The organism is Microcystis aeruginosa FD4 (assembly GCF_009792235.1).
Taxonomy (GTDB): Bacteria; Cyanobacteriota; Cyanobacteriia; order Cyanobacteriales; family Microcystaceae; genus Microcystis; species Microcystis viridis.
In genome coordinates, this window is the sequence record NZ_CP046973.1 from 1583406 (window position 1) to 1600709 (window position 17304).

Here is a 17304-nt window from a genome sequence, read left to right on the forward strand (position 1 = left end):
ACAAATCACAGTCCAGACAATGAACGAACAACCTATCCCCGCTTACCTAAATCTCGTTCAATCCCTGTTAACCTGTGCTGACGGCGAAGAAGCTAATCTCCTGTCGCAAAATCGCGAATTGGTGGATGAGGGTTTGGTGCAGACAATGGTAGCTGTAGCGCAACAATACAGGGAAGCAGGAAGGGAAAATGAGGCGTAATCGTTGACAAGCACTTGAGACAAAATATACAATAATACTGATAACCATCATTATCAGGAGAATCATCAGATGTCAATTACGATTGAACAAGATCTGAAAGAAATTTTAGGTGAAATTAATCAGAAACTAGAAAAACTTGATAATCGTCTGAATAGTCTAGAAATTGGACAAGCTAGATTAGAGGAAAAAGTCGATGGTTTAGAAAAAGATATTGAAAGTTTAAAAGATGATACAAAGGAAATAAAAGGCTCTCAAAAGGCACAAATTTGGACGTTAATTGGAATTTTGGGAACGGCTTTACTAGGAACGGTCATTCGCTATATTATTCTTCCTTTTCCTCAATCATAAGTATAACCCCTAACCTCATTATAGTCCTCATTCAATTATGTCCAATTTTTTGCGGAATGGCAGATCAAGGTGTTGTAGTTCTGATAAGTTTCGTGGTTTAGAAGTGATAGGGAGTCTAAATTATGTTTGAACGGTTTACAGAGAAAGCGATTAAGGTAATTATGTTAGTGCAGGAGTAAGCGCGCCGTTTGGGGCATAATTTTGTAGGGGCAGAGTTTATATTTTTAGGGTTAATCGGTGAAGCAACAGGAATTGCATCGAAGGTTTTAAGATAGCAGGGAATAACGCTAAAAAATGCTCGGATTGAAGTTGAAAAAATTCTAGGAAGGGGTTCAGGAATGATTACTGTAGAACTTCCTTTTACAGAATCGGCAAAATTGGTTTTAAACAATGCGGTTTCAATTGCTCGGCAATTAGAACATGAATCTATTAAGACAGAGCATTTACTCATTGGAATTATTCAAGAGGGGGAAAGTACAGCAAGAATTTTACAAAACTTACGGGTGAATCCGCAAGATTTAACTGTTTCTTTGAGTCAGTATTTTCAGTGGCAACCCTCTAATCAGTTACCTCAAACTGTTTATGTTCTTCTCTACAATGCAGGAACAAATAATGAGGGGATTCATACAATAACTGATCAAGAAAAACAAACTATATTAATGTTTGAATCTTCAGCAGATGCAACTAATTTTGCACGACAATTAAGAAAACAGAATTTTCCTGTGCCAAGTGTTGAAACAATAAAATCCGAGGAGATTCTCTATTTTTGTCACCAGTCAGGATACGATTGGGAATTTGTACCAGAAGGAAAAACTATAACTCCTCCTAATCAAAGAGTAGGAAACGAAACTCCAAAGAAAATTAAACCTGAAGACTATCAAATTTTTCTAGATAGATAATGTCTTGCAACTGAGTTCGCTTATTGATAAAAATAGGTTTAATCCTGAAGCAGTTTATACTTTCTGTCAAAACAATTTAGATAAACTCGATGAAAATTTTGGAGAATTTCTTGATCAATGGGCTACAAATATCTTCTCTAATCTGCATCCACAAAAAGCACAATTTACAGCAGCAGTCGTTTTAATATTTGGAAATCTAATTAATGAGTTTCCTTTTGGTAGCCTCAAAAATAATTTAGAAATTAGCATTAAAGCTTATCAAGCAGCTTTAATAGTTTATCAACCTAAAATATTCCCTGTGTATTGGGCAATGACGCAAATGAATATGGGAAATATTTACGCTGAGAGAATTGAAGAGAAAAAAACTGATAACATAGAAAAGGCTATTAATTGTTTTCAAGAAGCGTTAAAAATTTATACTCTAGATGCTTTTCCCTATGAATATGCAATGGTGCAACATAATATGAGCAATGCTTACATTGAAAGAATAAAAGCTGATAAAGCAGAGAATATAAAAACGGCTATTGATTGTTGTAAAAAAGCTTTAAAAGTGCGTACCTTCGATGCTTTTCCCCGTGAATGGGCAAATACCCACATTCAGTTAGTCAATGCTTACTTACAAACTACTAACTTAGAGATAATTGAGCAAAAGAAAAAAGAGAATATAGAAATAGCCATTAGCTATTGCGAAAACTCCTTAATCATCTATAATATTGAAACTTTTCCCAAGGAATGGGCAAAAGTACAAAATAATCTCGGCAATGTTTATTTACAACCCACATTCCGCACTTCAGTTTGTAGTATAGTAAGATTACGTTTGAAGGTGGGGAGTGGGCGCCTGGAAATTGTCCATGGCTCAAAGCAATTTCGGGGACGCAGAACATAATTGCTACAAAAAAGACACAAAAGTTAATAAAGTATCGTTCCTGTGGGACTACTTCAAAGAGGGAATAATGAGATAATAAAGGGGAAAAAAAGGAAACATCGTTGACTAAAATGAGAGCAGAAATAGAAATCAAAAACTTAGACCATTTGGGATTAGTAGCAGGTCTGATTGATGAATTAGAAATAGAAAGTATTGTTAATGAGGCTGTAGGAATAGATAGGTTAAAAAAAGTAACGGCGGGTCAAATAGTCAAAGGAATAATTATCAATGGATTAGATTTTATCTCGAAACCCTTGTATTTATTTCCTCAATTTTTTGCTAATAAACCCGTGGAAGAGCTACTGGGAGAAGGAATCAAAGCCGAGGAAATAAATGAGCATAAAATTGGGAGAGTAATGGATGAAATCTGGAGATATTCTCTAGAGGAATTATGGATAAATATATCTCTAAAAGTAGTTGAAAAATATCAAATTATCACAAAATATAGTCATTTAGATTCGAGTTCAATATCGGTTGAGGGAGAATATAAATTAGAAGAAGGAGGAAAGGGAAGTATCGAAATAACTCACGGATATTCAAGAGAGCGTCGTCCAGATTTGAAGCAATTTATGATTGATTTGATGGTAAGTAGTGATGGGGATGTTCCACTATTAATGAGAATCGGGTCGGGAAATGAATCAGATAAAACTATCTTTGGTGAACTAATTGAGAAGTGTCAAAGTAATCTGAATTGGTCAACAATCTATGTAGCAGATAGTGCTTTATATACAGCCAAGAACTTACATAGATTAGGAAAGACTAAATGGCTAACGCGGGTTCCAGTAACAAGCAAAAAAGCCCAAGAAGTTATGACAAATGTTCCAGAATACGAGTTAACAATGAGCGAAGATAGTCGATATAAGTATAGGGAGCAAGAAGTTAATTATCACGGGGTTAAGCAAAGATGGCTAATAGTATTAAGTGAAATGAGACAAAAAGCCGAGGAAGAAAAAATAGAGAAAAAAGTGAAAAAAGAAAGGGAACAAATAGAGAAACAGTTGAGCAAATGGCAGGGAAAAAGAGCAGTTACTCTGGCTGAACTTAAAGCTGAAGTCAAACAATTTACGAAGCAACTAAAATATCATTACATTGCTGGGATAGAATATAAGCAAAAGTTAAACAAGCAAAAAAAAGAAGTCAGTAATTGCCAAGGAATTATTCAAGAAAACTCGGCAGTAATCGCCCAAGAAATCGCTAAAGCAGGCAAGTTTATTATAGCTACCAATGTGCTAAATACGGAAGAATTATCATCAGAAGAAATGCTCAGGGAATACAAAGCGCAACAATCTTGTGAACGGGGTTTTCGGTTTCTCAAAGACCCCTTATTTTTAGCCGATAGTGTATTTTTGAAAACCCCTCAAAGAATTGAAACAATGGGAATGTTAATGGGATTATGTTTGTTAGTTTATAGCATTGGGCTTTCTAAAGCTCAGGAATGAACTACAGAGTCGCAGAGAAATGATTAAAAATCAATTAGGAAAACTGATAAATAGACCGACAATGAGATGGATATTTCAAGAATTACAAGGAATCCATGTGGTGGTAATTAATGGGGAAAAGATGGTTAGCAATTTAACTGATAAAATTCTTAATATTCTTCAATATTTTTCGATTAATTGTCAAAAATATTATCTCATCAACTAAGCCAATCTAGTTGCTAAATTTCCAGAAAATCAAGATTAATCAAAAACAAAGTGTTATGAGTCATGATCATATCACTTGAGTTTTATCCTGTTTAAATTTAAGTTTTTAACAAGTTTCACTTTCAGTAAATTCTTGAGGCTTGCTTAAATTTCGGTTTGGTTTCATTTTTGGGTGTGACTTCCATCATATTTTGCTCATCCTACATTTTGAAGTGTGTTTGAAGTGCGGAATGTGGGGTTCAAAATGAGAATTGCTGATCTATTTACTAATGTATTGATGAAACCAACCCAGCCTGCTTCTAAATCCTTAAGATTGTCTTTGTTCAGAACTTGCAGCAAGGTATCAATACCAAGAGGATCGGTTTGATAGTTGTCTCGATAGGTGCGATAAAATTGACGCAAAAGCCCTAATTCTTGGAGGTAGTAGCATAAATATCTAGCCTCGGCATAGTGAAGTTCAATGCCATCCCCACTGAAGGCGTTTCTGTCAAGCCGGGTTAACTCAGTGAGCGGAACAAGTTGCTTCTCTCGGATAGCCTCTTTTAGTAGGGGCAGTCGCCAATTGGGCAACCCCCGAATCTGATCGTTTACACCCACACTTTGCTCGAATAAAGAAGCCAATCCCTCATCAATCCACGGGGGAATCGAGGGTAAATCAGCGTGTAAATAAGCATGGACTAACTCATGGGCTAAAGTTCCCGTTCCCGTAGCCAAATTGACCATTAAAGCATCGTCTGTGGCAAAGCCGGCAGCGTTTAAGGGAACGTAACCGTACCACTGCAAGGTATAGTTATTGTAAGACTCAGGAGTCTGGAAGAGATAGATTGTCTTGCTACCAGTGGGGGGAGCTTTTCGGGTAAAGTCTCGTAGCATCTGCTGGTGAAGCCAGAGGACTGTATAAGTTTTCACCCTATCTGTCATGAATTTCGGGGCTTCACTGGCAATTAAAAACGGTCCAGCACTGTCTATTTGGAAAGTGGGATTGAGTCGCTTTCGCAACTCCTGTTTGGCTAGGTGTAATTCGTCAGTCGGTGGAGGCTGAACTGGTTGATTAGACACACCAAAGTTGATGGATGCCAGTTCTCTCCCTGCTGTATCGTATTCTTTCCAAATACCAACTTTATTACCTTGATGAAATTGTCCCTGAAAGTGAACTTTCCCGTTGCTGTGGAAGCTGCGCCACTCCCCCTCCTGAATGCCTTGGGAAAAATTAGCCGTTTCAACCAGGATGCCTTTTGACCAAGCTTCCCACAAGCCGTGCTTCTGGTCTTGAGAGAAAGACCCTTTCCACCAAAGATTACCCTGTTCGTCAAAGGATTCCCAGAGACCATCCTTTTGGTCGGCAACAAAATGACCTCGCAGGTACACTTTATCATTGGGATAGTACCAGACCCACTGCCCTTCGTGCTTGCCGTCCCGGTAACTGCCCGTTTCTTCGACCCTCCCATCAGAATAGCGGACTTCCCAAGCCCCGTGCAGCTTACCATTTTGATAGTGGCACTTGACCCAAGATTGACCGCCGGGATGAGAGAATTCCCACTGTCCTTGTCGAAGTCCGTTGACTACCCTACCTTGCCCGGACATCGATTCTGGGGATGTCTGAGCAACAGAGACTCGATAGCCAACTACATCAGTCATCCCAAAGCTGAGGAGAGCAATTAAACATAAATTGAGAAGTTTAAGGTTAATTTTCATAAGTTTCGCCCATGTTATCTATCTCGAAAAAAGGTGATTTCCGCTCAAAATTAAGGACGATTACTAATCCCTTCGACTGGTTCTGCTCCCACCGCCTGACGCATGAGATGAGCTAAGATTTCAACTCCATTCATCCATTTAAGTTGCCAGTCTGCTTCAGCCATCATAAGTTTTGCCCCATCAATTAATTGTTGCAGTTCTGCTACTAAACTTGAATCAACACCCGTAGCTCTTAATTGAGCAATCACTTGTTGGGCTTCCCTCATTTGTGCGTCAAATTCACTTTTTTCCTGCTCCCGCTCCTCTTTTTGTTTCTGCCAAGATTGGATAAAAGCTGGATCGTTTTCCCAAATGGCATATTGGAAGGCTTCATCTAGGGCAGTCTTAAAAGGAAGGTCAACCGTTTCAATTTTGCCATCAGGCATCCGTATCTGTCGGGTCTCAATAGTCAGGATCTGTAAAGATAATATCTGCTTCATAGAGCGTTTGTAATCCTCTTGTTGTATCAGCATTCGGTCATGTAGCTCTAGTAATCGACGTAGTTCTGGAGTGGCATTTTGAGGACTTGAGCTAAAGCCACTATTGGCACTGGGAATGTCTTTAGAATAGTCTAGACAAACGGCCGGCAAGATAATCTCAACTGTTTTACCCGGAGGCACACTAATGACATAGGAAGAACCTTGTACAATGCGGTAGGAATCCGGCTGAGATTGGGCTAGAAGTTGTCCACCCTCAAGATTTCCTACAATCAGTACCAGAAAACTGGCGATCGCTGCTAGAGAAGTCCACTGTTTCTTCACAAGGCGTGGCAAACAGATTGACTGATGATTAAATTTGTTGGAATTGTTCATAATTTCTCCTGGGCTCTGATATCCAACTCGAAGAAAGGTAGCATAGGCTAGTAAGTCATCATATATTGAGTAGTAAGGGTACCTGGATTAAAGGTTGAACCCCTCGGAACATCAAGTAACAGCCATTGATCCTGATGGGGATTTGTCACCCTGAGTCTCAGGGATGAGCGATCGCCCGTTCCTGTTACTTCTACTCTTACTCCCTGTTCTTGGGCTTGATTCACATTGAGTAAGATAGGATTGGCTCCTGGTGGTGGCGGTGGCGGCAATCCCTCCTGATTTCTCTTTTTTAATTCTTCTTCAAGTTTCGCTTCAAGAGCCGCATTTCTTTCGGGTTTCTCAGTTTTCTGCCAATCTTGTACCTTTCGTATCAAGCTGGCACGGATGTCAAAACGTCCCGAACTTAAGTTGACAGTTGGGGGCAACTCTTTTTGATTGAGCCAATCAAGCAATTGCTGAGGGGTACTCTGGAGAGGAAGCGGCTTGTCTGTTGGGGTAATTTCGTAATATTTAATTGATGAAACCTCATCTTTTGATTCAAGTTTGAAGGCACTATAAGCCGAGAAAATACCGTTTGTGTTTCCCGCTTGCGCTACTAACGGTCCCCCAGTGTTTCCTTTTTCCCCTGTTGACCATTTCCTATCTCCCGTGTAAGGGATGACTATGGCAACATGACCGTGATCACTTGGATTTGATTTCGCCGCAATGACGAGCTTTCCTTGATTAGCCGAATTTTGAGCCTCTGTTTCAGTTAGTAACCTGACTCCACTGTTAGATTGTTCAGCCCTTACAGCTAAATTTTGGGCTATATCATTGGCATTACGATCTTTAATCCAGCCCACGGTATTGACCCCACTTCGACTGAGAATCTGTTCTACGGCTTGGTTACAGAAAGTATCATCACCTCTACGGCAAAGGTCTTGTTGGGTAATTACTTCAATTGCTCGAAGGGCTATAATTTCAGGAGCAGTGAAGAACGTCAAAGAATTAGTTGCTTGTTGTTGATTGTTAGTCCCCCCAGAAACTTCCTGACTCATCATTCCTACTAACTGTTCTTCTGAGTTGGGTAATTTAGGGGGTTGTGGTTTATTAGCAGTTGAAGTCGATATCTCTTGGGAGAGAGCTAGACGACCTTCTATAGCTCTCTCTTCTAGAACTCTCCTCAAACTGGGTGGAATGATTCGGATTGGAGTTGAAATTCCAGAAAACGGAAGGTTTTCAAGCGAAATAAACACTCGATCCATTGGATTAATTGGCTTTGCCCAGGGTTTCTCATTGTATACTTGCCCGACTCTAGCTCCATAGTCGTTCACTTGGTCTGCGCCCAATCAGCAATTTGAGCCTCCAACTTTCCAATAGATTCATAATCATTAATAGCATTTTGGTAATCTCCTAACCCACTATAAGCAATACTTCGGCAGAAATAAGCCAAAGCATTTTTAGGATCGAGTTTCAAGGCTTGGTTAAATTTTTCAATTGCTCCCTGATAATCTTCTTGGTTAAGACGCTCTATTCCCAAATTAAGATAGTCATTAGAACTCGTCTGAGCAATAATGTAGCTATCAGTATTTGTGTTCTGAATTGGAGATGATTGGGCATAACTAGCAGCGATCGGATTAATAAAAATTGTTGTTAAACTCAACAAAACAACGTTTCGGAAAAACAACCTCGAAGTTAACCAACGCTGGCGAGTATTTGGCTTATGATTGATTTGCTTATTCATGGTTTCTTCCTTGAGATTTCTAGGAGTTAGAATGATCTTTGTTGAATCCTCATAGACTTCCTGCATAAGTCCGCGAATAAAGAATAGGGAAAATAGGGAGAAGAATCAGGGCTTTCTGTATCACGAGTTATTACTTTTTGACTTTTGCAGGAGGTCTAATATCAATTTTCTATGACTTCACTACCTCCCCCGTTTCACCCATACAGCTAAATCTTTCTGAAAGGTCATAGAAGCGTTGTACAACTCTCCCCCTGCCGGAGACACAACGTGCCACGTTGCTTTTTCGTTTTCTGGCTTCTCCTCTCCTTGCTCAAGGAAAAATCCAAATCCCATTACTATTCCTTTGCCACCATAGACTTTAAATTCTAATAATGCCCTTCCATCTTTTCGCTTTTTCCAATTCGCTTCAGCAAACTTGAAACTGCCTGGATCAAGGTCTTCTTTTGTGTGGGAAATTGAGAATTCAGGATACCCATGTAGATGAGTTGTTTGTTGGATTGAAAAATTAGTTAACTCATTGGAATCAATCCAACCATCTCTATTAGCATCTTTTCCTCTAAATGTTCCTTGAGCCAAGGTCTCTTTGCTAGAATTAGTGATCGTAAAAGTATAGGAACTATCAGCCAGTGATGGACTTACTCCTATGACAATTGCCAATCCTAAAACTGCACTTGCGGAAGTGATCGCCAGTCAGGGTAATCGCATGTTGATAGAGTTCTCAAATTCCGAGGAGTTAGGTCTAAAATTCGATGGGCAACTCAGGCTTTGACCTGCACAAGGCGACCGAATCTCTGGTTTTGCCAGTCATTATGGCCTAACAAACCCCGAACTGAGCTTATCTACTCAGTTCCTTAAATTCCCAAAACTCCTGATCAACTGCAAGATTAACATCTACCTCCCCTCTCTGTCAACGGCACTGGCGGCTAAGATTTTCACCATGAAATCATTGTTCATGCCTGCCTTATACCGTTTCATCTTTAGGCTCATTTTTGAGGGTTCTCGCTTTAACAGATTCACACTTAAACGGCGCAACAGACCTAGGTTTTCCGCTCCATAGCCTAGACGAATCCGACTGGCATCTTCATTAAAGGTAACATCGAGTACCCAATGGAGACTATTTTCGATACTCCAATGCCTGCGAATCACCTCGGCCTGTTTTTGGGCATCGGCTGCTAAACTACTGATGAAGAAGCGAATTTCTGTCGTAGTTTTATTCCATAATTGGCGGACACTGCGAACCATGACTAGGGTGGTTAGGCCAGGCCAGAGACTCTGCCGATGCAGGGGCGGTAATTGAGACACTGGCACTACCCAAATTTGACGGGTTTCGAGCCGGTGATGCCCCGACTCCACCTTTTCGTGGTAGCTGTATTCAATCCCTTGCCAATCCCCGGCTATAGCTTGGTCAAACCAGCCTTCTACTTGTTGAAAGAGCTTGCCCTGATTGCCTTTGAGGGCTAAGACGTAATCTCCAGCCCCAGACTTGATTTGTTGGGCAATTTCAGTCTGGGTTCCCATGGCATCCAAGGTGACTATCGCTCCCTTGAGATTGAGCAATTGCAGCAGGTGCGGCACGGCGGTAATTTCATTGGATTTACTGTCCACTTTTTCTTGGGCTAAGACTAACCCATGTTCGCTACTCCAAGCACTGACGGTGTGCAAAGCTTTCAGCTTTTCCTCTCGGTCATAAGAATTTCTGGCCGTTTTCCCATCTATGTGGATTAGTTCTATGTTCAATTTCTCGGTGATTTCCTCTATCCAAGCCAGGAATCCTGACTGTAATTGCTTGGGTTCTAGCATCCCTAGCACTCTGCCAAAGGTATCGTGGGAAGGTATGCCATTCGGTAGGTCTAAAAATGTTTCCAACCAAGATTGCTTGGCTTGTCCGTAGGCTTCTATGGCGACAAACCCATCGGCACCAGCTAATACCGCCAAGATAGCTATGGTAATTATCGAGACTAGGCTATGATTGCGCCCCCTGTCCGCCCTCGGGTCTTCTAGATGCTGAAAATGTTTCAAGACACTGTTTCTTAAAACCTTTGCCTCTCGCTCTTGCTTGGGGTTTAAAACTAGGAGACCAAAACCGGATGCCATGCTCAACTGCTACACCATGTAACTTTTTGCTTCCTCTCAGATTAACTTATATCAGCTCGTCCTGCTAGGCATGACATTCAGTCACCTCTGTCTGTTACGTTTTCTACAAAACGACGTGCGATTACCCTGGATCGCCAGTTTTTGATAAATACTTTTCATTGTCTTGATCTCCTATAAACTCAATCTAAAAAAATCTTTTTTCAGGACAGAATGAGGCGGGTCAGTAGTTCTAGTATTAAACACTTATTTAGGGCTTACTATTAATTGTTCTATTTCTACCTCACACAACTCGATTCCTTCTGAACCATTACCTACCCCACTAAAGATTGCCCCTTTTTTACCTCCTTCCTTTAATTCAGTACTCATCCAGAAGTGGAGTCCTTGCACCACCACTGGTTTTTCCGTCGTGGTCTCATATTCAAAAAATGTATTTCCCTGGCGCTGTCTTTGAGCAAATCTGAAATGCTTAAGATCCTTTAGACTGTGGACAATTACGGGCAGTTTATTCAAGTCGAAAGAAGAACGCCACCCTGTTCCGAGTCTGCCACTTAGACAAGTTCCAGAAAATATCAAAGGTCTTGTTTCAGAAAAACTGGTGAGTTCTTTCAAATCAATCCAACCGTCTCGATTAGCATCTCGCCCTGTAAATCTGCCACTGACCAATGTTTTCCCACTTTTAGAATGGAGGGTAAAACTGTAAGTAGTATTAGCGCAGGCTGGATGAGCGACCATCATTATGGCAATACTCAAGACAGTGCTAGTGAGGACAAGAGATATTTGAGCTATATTACGCATCTGCTTATACCATTTTTCAAAAGTAATGACAGAGATGGTTATGCCTGGTACATCTCAATTTTGTCGAAATATCTAGATGACATTTTGGGCGCACGCGGTGCGCCCCTACCATTGGCGCAATGATATGATTGTAGGGGCGAATTGCATTCGCCCTCTTTGAACAACTTCTGCTGCTCACCTATAGGTGAGAGAAAATCACCAGCAGGAGATGCACCCGGTTATGCCTGCTACGAATAAAGAAAAATGGTATTAGTCTCCTAAAATCTAGGTCTAAAATGACCGACCAAAGCTGTCAAATCAGCGCACAACAGTAGATAGCCATTTTATAATTTCAGTCTGTGAGGGTTCTGCACCATCAAGGTAGTCTTGATAGTGGTTTCCATTTTTCCAGTCCCAGAATATGTTCTGAAATGGGCAATAATCTGGTCTTGAACCCCGAAATACCCGCTCTTTGACGATCTTACCCGTTTGCGTACTGCGGAGCTTGACTCGTACCAACTGTCGCCGACGGCTTACAGTACCGGTGGCATTGCCCTGTAGGGCGTAGTAGGGACAGTTTTGAATGGTTTCACGGTCTTTTGCCAAAGAAACCACATACTTAAAATGGGATGGCTTGACGGGTTTGAGAGAATTGGGGAGGGTAAGGGCCCATTCGTCACAAACTAAAGCCTTACCAGATTCGCTTTTCCCTAAACCGACGGCTGGCGATTTAGCCGGTTTGCCCCCGCAGGCCGTTGAGCGAGCTGCGGATATGATTGACTGTCCTTGACTTCCGGTATCTTGACTGAGTGACCCTACTGCTTTGTTATATCCTTGTTTAGCAGAAGCAATGATTTCTGGCTCTTTGGTCAAGGTTTTGGCTTGATTGAACTGGTCTATGGCTTCTAAATATAAATTTTCTGTTTGATAGACCTGACCGCAAGCCAGATGAAATCGTGGTAAGTTCTTATCAGGAGATGGAATCAGCGAATTCTTCAGAAGATTCCCGATGCTGTTGCAGGACTCATAGCTGGCAAGTGCAGAGGGTTGTGCTGTCTCAAAGATAGACTCAACCTGCTGACGGGAGGCTTCGACTAGAATGCTGTTACTGTAATCGTTAATAAAATTGTTATAGGTCAGTAAAGCAGCACTAAAGTCACCTGCTTTTTGCTGGTCAACAGCGACTTGAAAGGCGAGACACTCCTGTTGCGCCTGTTGTGCCACCGCCCGCTTTTGTTCCATGTTGATCGCTCGCCACCCCTTAAGCATTGGGTCGAAGTGTTTGATGGCTGTAGTACAGTCTGCTCTTTGATAGGCTTGATGGCCCTGGTTAAAATCGTATAGATCCAACAAGTATTGAATCGCCACAGGTCCTAAAAGAGCAATGGTAATAGTAACTATCAAGGACTTGTAGTATTGGCGTAACAATAACGATCCTAAAACTTGGAAAGCGGCTGGCTGTAGCCAGTAGTGAGGGTCACGCAGGGCAACCATGAGCGGTTTGATAGCCACCTTGCCCATTTTTGCTAACCCTTCTGCTGCTGCTTCACTCACATAATCCACGTCGCCAAGTATGGCGATCAGGGGTTCGATCGCTCGCCTGTCTCCCATCTCCCCTAACGCTTTAGCTGCCCCCTCGCGCACACCAGGTTTTTCATCTTTTAGAGCGGCGATCAGGGGTTCGATCGCTCCCTTATCCCCGATTTTCCCTAATGCCCTAGCTGCCCCCTCACGCCCAAAGGCGTTCTCATTTCTCAGGGCAATGATCAGGGGGGCTACTGATGGAGAACCAATTTCAACACACTTATCGAACTTGCCTTTAACAATCCAGTAGGCTGCTCCTTTCTCATCTAACTTAGGTTGCCAGCCTCTCTTCTCCAATTCTTCCACTGCCTTCTGACGAACCTTGTAGTCTTGATCTTCAAGATCATTGATAAAACAATCTACTTCAGAAATCTCGGTATTGATTGGGTTTTCCGATTGTGAATTACCATCATCAATTTTCTGGGCTGAACTATCAAGAAGGGGGGCGAGATCGCCGCTTTTTTCAGTAGCGACTGCAACGGTAGTTTTTTCTGGGCTATCCTCCCTGTTATCGGCTTTTAGCGCAGTGGGCAGACCTCCTTCGGGCAGAGGACACATGGGCAGGGAAGATGCCATCTTGATCAGGGACATAATCCACTGGTCTGTTTCTGTGGGATGGGGATTGGCATTGGAGTCGAGGAGGGAGATTCTCTCCTTGCCCTCCTTACGCCAAGCATCATTGAGAAAAGTACCGAGGTAGCCGTCGATGTTAATGATGTAAACTGAACCTTTAACCTTGGCAGTTACTTGGGAGGAATTAGTCAAAGCGGCTTGATAACCTTGGGAGATTAAATAACAGGCAAAATTACTGGCGACGTAAGTGGCTCCGACTTCATCTTCCTTGCCCTCAAATTCTGGCGGTATTTTAGACTCAAGACCTAATTGCCCCTGACAGAGGCATTTGGCATAGGCGGCCTGCATTTTGTACTCGCCCGACTGCCCACATTGGTCAAAGGCTGCAATCGCCTGCTCGAAATGACCCGTGCGATAGATGGTAACGCCTCGGTTGTAAAGCTGTACGGGGGTTTTTGACTCCGATGTTGCTTGGCTATCGAGTTCTGTACTGCTAGAAGTTTCCGATGAGTCATCCCCGATGCGGAAACTCTCAAGGATACTATTGAAGACGGGTTGAAACTTTGAAGCCTTTTGGACGGGAACTTCACTGACGAATTGGAAAGTGATCTCCACCCCAAACAGGGTGGTGGATTGTTCCTGAATCTGCCCCTTGGCTCCGTCATAGCGGTAAACTAATTTGGCCGCCGGTTGGTGTGGTGGGCGAGGCGAATTTCTTCCCCTGAAATGAACTGAAAGCCAGGAAAGCAGCTAGGTAATTCGGCTTTTTGCTGCTCGATGTACTCTTGGGGCGTGCTAGGATATTCAATCAGTTTTCCATCTTCTGGCCAACCTGTGATCTTAAGATGGGGGTTTCCTCGGAGAATTTTGCCTCGGCGAACGTTAACTGAGAAACAGGGACGACCGCCACTTCCCTCTTTCCCCGCGACAGCAATGGGAATTGTCCAAGAGCCGGCCGGTTCGTTTTCCCAGAGAATTTCCCAGTCTGTCGGATAGGCGATCGAGAAGTTCCATTCTCGGCTGTAATAAGATTTTATTGAAGACAGGGTTTCCATGATTTTGTTACCTCCGCGTGGTTAACCCTACTTTTTTGTTGGGGACTCAATGCTTAAGGTTTGCCTTGGAATCCTCAACTGGAGAGTTTAGATGCCTTTTGATTGATTGGTACATAGCTTGGTACGCTGTTTCCTCTGGATTTAAGGCAATCAATTTTTCGAGAGTTGTGCTTGCTCCCTGAAAATCTTGCATTTCCATCTGAACCTTAAGCAAGCCTTGGAGTGCTATTTGATTATCTGGTTCGCGCTCTAGGATAATCTCGTACTCCCGTTTTTGAGATTCCTTGGTGGTAAAAGCCGCAGCAGCCGCCTGACGCACATTCTGGCCCCCGAGAGCAACAATCAGTGGCTCTACGACTCGCCCATCGCCAATTTTCCCTAGTGCCTCAGTAGCAGACCGACGTACATCCACATCCTCATCTTTGAGGACAGCCACCAGTGGCTCTATGGCAAGTTCACCGCCAATTTTCCCTAGTGCCTCAGCAGCAGCCCGACGTACAACCACATCCTCATCTTTGAGGGCAGCTATGAGCGGCTCTACAGAAGGCTGACCAATTCTGACCAGTGCCTCAGCAGCATACCGACGTACAACCACATCCTCATCTTTGAGGGCAGCTATGAGTGGCTCTACGGCTCGCCCATCGCCAATTTTCCCTAGTGCCTCAGTAGCAGACTCACGGACTTTGTGTGCTGCCTCATGCGCCCAAGGTTCGTTGTCATCAGTATATTGCAAGGCACGGATTAAGCCTTCGACATTACCCTCAGCCTCAAGTTTTTCCACATTCGGTCGAAAAAGCGTTAACATGATTAACCTCCCCTGAAACCAGAATTTTCCTAATCAGTCCTGTCACTCCTCACCTCCTAATAGCAATCTAAAACCCTAAAATTGACCCCATTTAACCCCTCCGGGACATTCAACTCCCGTACCAAATCCACACTTAGATTGGGTAACTCGATAACCATGAGCGTAAGCCCACTGTCGCCCCCCCCCTGTCCAATTCGGGAGAACCACAATTCAAGTAATCTAGAGCCATGTATTCATCGCCGTAGCGAAAGAGGGCGTTATTCAAAGCTTTTTCCGAACCCGGAATCCCCAGTTTTATGCCCAAGAAAAGGACTTGAAGGCGATTTTGGCGGTGGCGCACTCCCCTTACCAGCGAATCAATAGCTGAGTTAGACTCTAAGCCAGCTTCTTGCAAAGAACTTTCTGTGGTGTCCCGTTCTGCTTTGCGGCTTCTGAAGTTACTTTCCGTCTTTCCCTTGAGTTCCATCGCTTTTCCCTCTTGCTGAAAAAACTCACTCACTTACCCGAGAACAATTTATATTGTACCTTGCTTTGGTCACTCAGAGTTAGCACGATTAAAGGTTTGACGGGGCAATCGCACACAATTCTTAAATATCTGCAATAAATCTATTAAATAAAAACTTGGTAAGCTAAGACGCATTTAAACCGCTTATTCTTAGATTAGCCCACCCCCCCTTGCCCTAGGGTTGATTCATTTAAATTAAGTACAGCTGATTTTGAGTCAATAAATTTGACCTAAGATTCTCAATTTTATCTTTTTCTAACCAAAAGAGTTAGTCACAATAACTAATCTTTAATCCTCTGCCAATATTTATTATGAATAAATTGATAAAGCTTGTTCCCAAGCCACTAAAAGCCTATCTCTCTTCAAATTGTCTGAGAGTACATCCTGTTAATTTAGCTAATTTTTCTGCTTCTTATGTCGATAAAACTATCAGTTTTTCCCAACGTTCAGCTAACCACCTCTGTCCCTCCGTTTGAGAGAAAACCCAAACCTCTGGGCTCTTCTGGTTTCTGTGTGGAAATGAGGTCTATACTGATAGTTTATTTAACAAAATAGTCCTAAAAGTCTTTCCCAGTAAACATTTCACGATTTCATAGGCAAAAATTATCACACAAAGTCGAGAAGAGCCACCTCTGAAAAGATTCAATCCTATAGTTGTGAGAATTGACCAATTGCTGGCCGCTTGAAAATCACTTATCTCGCTTTTATCTTCCTCAAAAATTACATCTTTTACCCAATGTAACTGATTTTCTATTTTCCAATGTCCTCGAATAATTTTAGCAAATACTTGGGCGGATTCGGTTAGGCTACTGATATAGTAAGCTGTTTCTTCATACGTTTTATCCCCGCGACTACCCTTTCTTTCTACTTTAATAAGTCTTCGCAGATTTTCAAACCCTTGTCTTTCATTTTTCCTCACTTTAAAAACTTCTATTTTTCTTGATATTTTTCGTCCATGACTATTATCTTGTTCAAGAAAGCAACTTTCTGGCTTTGAGGAATTACTCAGGTCTTGTATTCGCTGATAAAGATTTTTCTGATTTCCTTTAACGGTGATAACATAATCATTTTTACTCTTGGCTATTAAGCTGATTGTTTTTTTCTGACAGTGTAAAGCATCCCCAGTAAAAACTTTATTTTGGAGAGTGCAATCTTCAATTATAGCTTGACCTTCGTCGATTTCATACCCTTTTTTGTTTGCGATTCTTTTTATGTGTAATACTAATCCACTTTCTTGACTAAACAATGAGACAAACATAATAAAATTTTGTTGTTCATTGTTAGGATTCTTTAGGGTATTTTTGAGACTTTTTCCATCTATACCTAGCCAATTTATATCATCTCTTTGTCCATATTCTTGTAATGCCCATTCATTAAACATTTTTAACAAACTCTGCCATTCAACTCCCATCATTACCCTTCTAATTGTTGAATAAGATGGGAGTCTTTCTGGAATTATGTTAAATTCTTGACTGAGCCTGTGCCGATTATTTTCGGCAAACTCTCCTAGCTCTCTATAACTTAAGTATCCTAGCATTGTTCCCAGTATTATTACTACTAATACTATCCATAAAGGGTGTCTTTTTCCTTTATCTTTCCGAAAGTCCTTGACTTGTTTCAGTTTTCAGGGT

15 protein-coding genes and 3 pseudogenes are annotated in these 17304 nt (G+C 41.9%); 6 read left to right on the top strand and 12 right to left on the bottom strand.

The window, feature by feature from the left end:
* Window positions 1-19 precede the first annotated feature (19 nt).
* The 6 genes and pseudogenes from GQR42_RS08105 (at window position 20) to GQR42_RS08125 (ending at window position 4015) form a co-directional block, all read left to right on the top strand.
* Entirely contained in the window at window positions 20-199 is a 180-nt protein-coding gene (locus GQR42_RS08105; RefSeq protein ID WP_158199573.1) for a hypothetical protein, read from the top strand.
* 69 nt (window positions 200-268) lie between these two features.
* Window positions 269-547 (top strand): hemolysin XhlA family protein, encoded by a 279-nt coding sequence (locus tag GQR42_RS08110; RefSeq protein ID WP_002756236.1) that lies wholly within the window; start codon window positions 269-271, stop codon window positions 545-547.
* Between the two features lie 188 nt (window positions 548-735).
* A pseudogene (locus GQR42_RS28490) lies at window positions 736-1056 on the top strand (Clp protease N-terminal domain-containing protein); the annotation flags it as partial.
* The gene (locus tag GQR42_RS28495) at window positions 1051-1446 is read left to right on the top strand and encodes a DUF3110 domain-containing protein (protein WP_233271397.1); all 396 of its coding nucleotides are present in this window, start codon (window positions 1051-1053) and stop codon (window positions 1444-1446) included. The pseudogene GQR42_RS28490 and the gene GQR42_RS28495, both read left to right, overlap by 6 nt.
* 4 nt (window positions 1447-1450) lie before the next feature.
* Window positions 1451-2332, top strand: a complete 882-nt coding sequence (locus GQR42_RS08120) for a tetratricopeptide repeat protein (protein ID WP_158199574.1) — start codon at window positions 1451-1453, stop codon at window positions 2330-2332.
* Between the two features lie 110 nt (window positions 2333-2442).
* A pseudogene (locus GQR42_RS08125) lies at window positions 2443-4015 on the top strand (IS1634 family transposase).
* A 194-nt stretch (window positions 4016-4209) separates the two neighbouring features.
* On the opposite strand, the gene GQR42_RS08130 reads toward GQR42_RS08125, so the two are convergent.
* The 12 genes and pseudogenes from GQR42_RS08130 to GQR42_RS08185 form a co-directional block, all read right to left on the bottom strand.
* Complete coding sequence (locus GQR42_RS08130) at window positions 4210-5709, bottom strand: toxin-antitoxin system YwqK family antitoxin (RefSeq protein WP_158199575.1); 1500 nt, start codon at window positions 5707-5709, stop codon at window positions 4210-4212.
* Window positions 5710-5759: 50 nt separating this feature from the next.
* A complete protein-coding gene (locus GQR42_RS08135; RefSeq protein WP_158199576.1) occupies window positions 5760-6560 on the bottom strand; it encodes a hypothetical protein in 801 nt (266 codons plus the stop codon).
* Window positions 6561-6607: 47 nt separating this feature from the next.
* On the bottom strand, window positions 6608-7726 hold the full coding sequence (locus tag GQR42_RS08140; protein WP_158199577.1) for a hypothetical protein: 1119 nt from the start codon (window positions 7724-7726) through the stop codon (window positions 6608-6610).
* Window positions 7727-7869: 143 nt separating this feature from the next.
* Window positions 7870-8283: a tetratricopeptide repeat protein gene (locus GQR42_RS08145; protein WP_158199578.1), complete on the bottom strand. Its 414-nt coding sequence runs from the start codon at window positions 8281-8283 to the stop codon at window positions 7870-7872.
* 180 nt (window positions 8284-8463) lie between these two features.
* Entirely contained in the window at window positions 8464-8859 is a 396-nt protein-coding gene (locus GQR42_RS08150; protein WP_158199579.1) for a hypothetical protein, read from the bottom strand.
* A gap of 315 nt (window positions 8860-9174) precedes the next feature.
* Complete coding sequence (locus GQR42_RS08155; RefSeq protein ID WP_233271010.1) at window positions 9175-10377, bottom strand: ISAs1 family transposase; 1203 nt, start codon at window positions 10375-10377, stop codon at window positions 9175-9177.
* A 243-nt stretch (window positions 10378-10620) separates the two neighbouring features.
* On the bottom strand, window positions 10621-11112 hold the full coding sequence (locus tag GQR42_RS08160) for a hypothetical protein (protein WP_158199580.1): 492 nt from the start codon (window positions 11110-11112) through the stop codon (window positions 10621-10623).
* A 357-nt stretch (window positions 11113-11469) separates the two neighbouring features.
* Window positions 11470-13923: a HEAT repeat domain-containing protein gene (locus GQR42_RS08165; protein WP_158199581.1), complete on the bottom strand. Its 2454-nt coding sequence runs from the start codon at window positions 13921-13923 to the stop codon at window positions 11470-11472.
* A gap of 59 nt (window positions 13924-13982) precedes the next feature.
* A complete protein-coding gene (locus GQR42_RS08170) occupies window positions 13983-14363 on the bottom strand; it encodes a hypothetical protein (RefSeq protein ID WP_158199582.1) in 381 nt (126 codons plus the stop codon).
* A gap of 46 nt (window positions 14364-14409) precedes the next feature.
* Complete coding sequence (locus tag GQR42_RS08175; RefSeq protein WP_257792623.1) at window positions 14410-15168, bottom strand: HEAT repeat domain-containing protein; 759 nt, start codon at window positions 15166-15168, stop codon at window positions 14410-14412.
* Window positions 15169-15301: 133 nt separating this feature from the next.
* Entirely contained in the window at window positions 15302-15667 is a 366-nt protein-coding gene (locus tag GQR42_RS08180) for a hypothetical protein (RefSeq protein WP_233271322.1), read from the bottom strand.
* Window positions 15668-16085: 418 nt separating this feature from the next.
* Window positions 16086-17294, bottom strand: a pseudogene (locus GQR42_RS08185) (ISAs1 family transposase).
* Window positions 17295-17304: the final 10 nt, after the last annotated feature.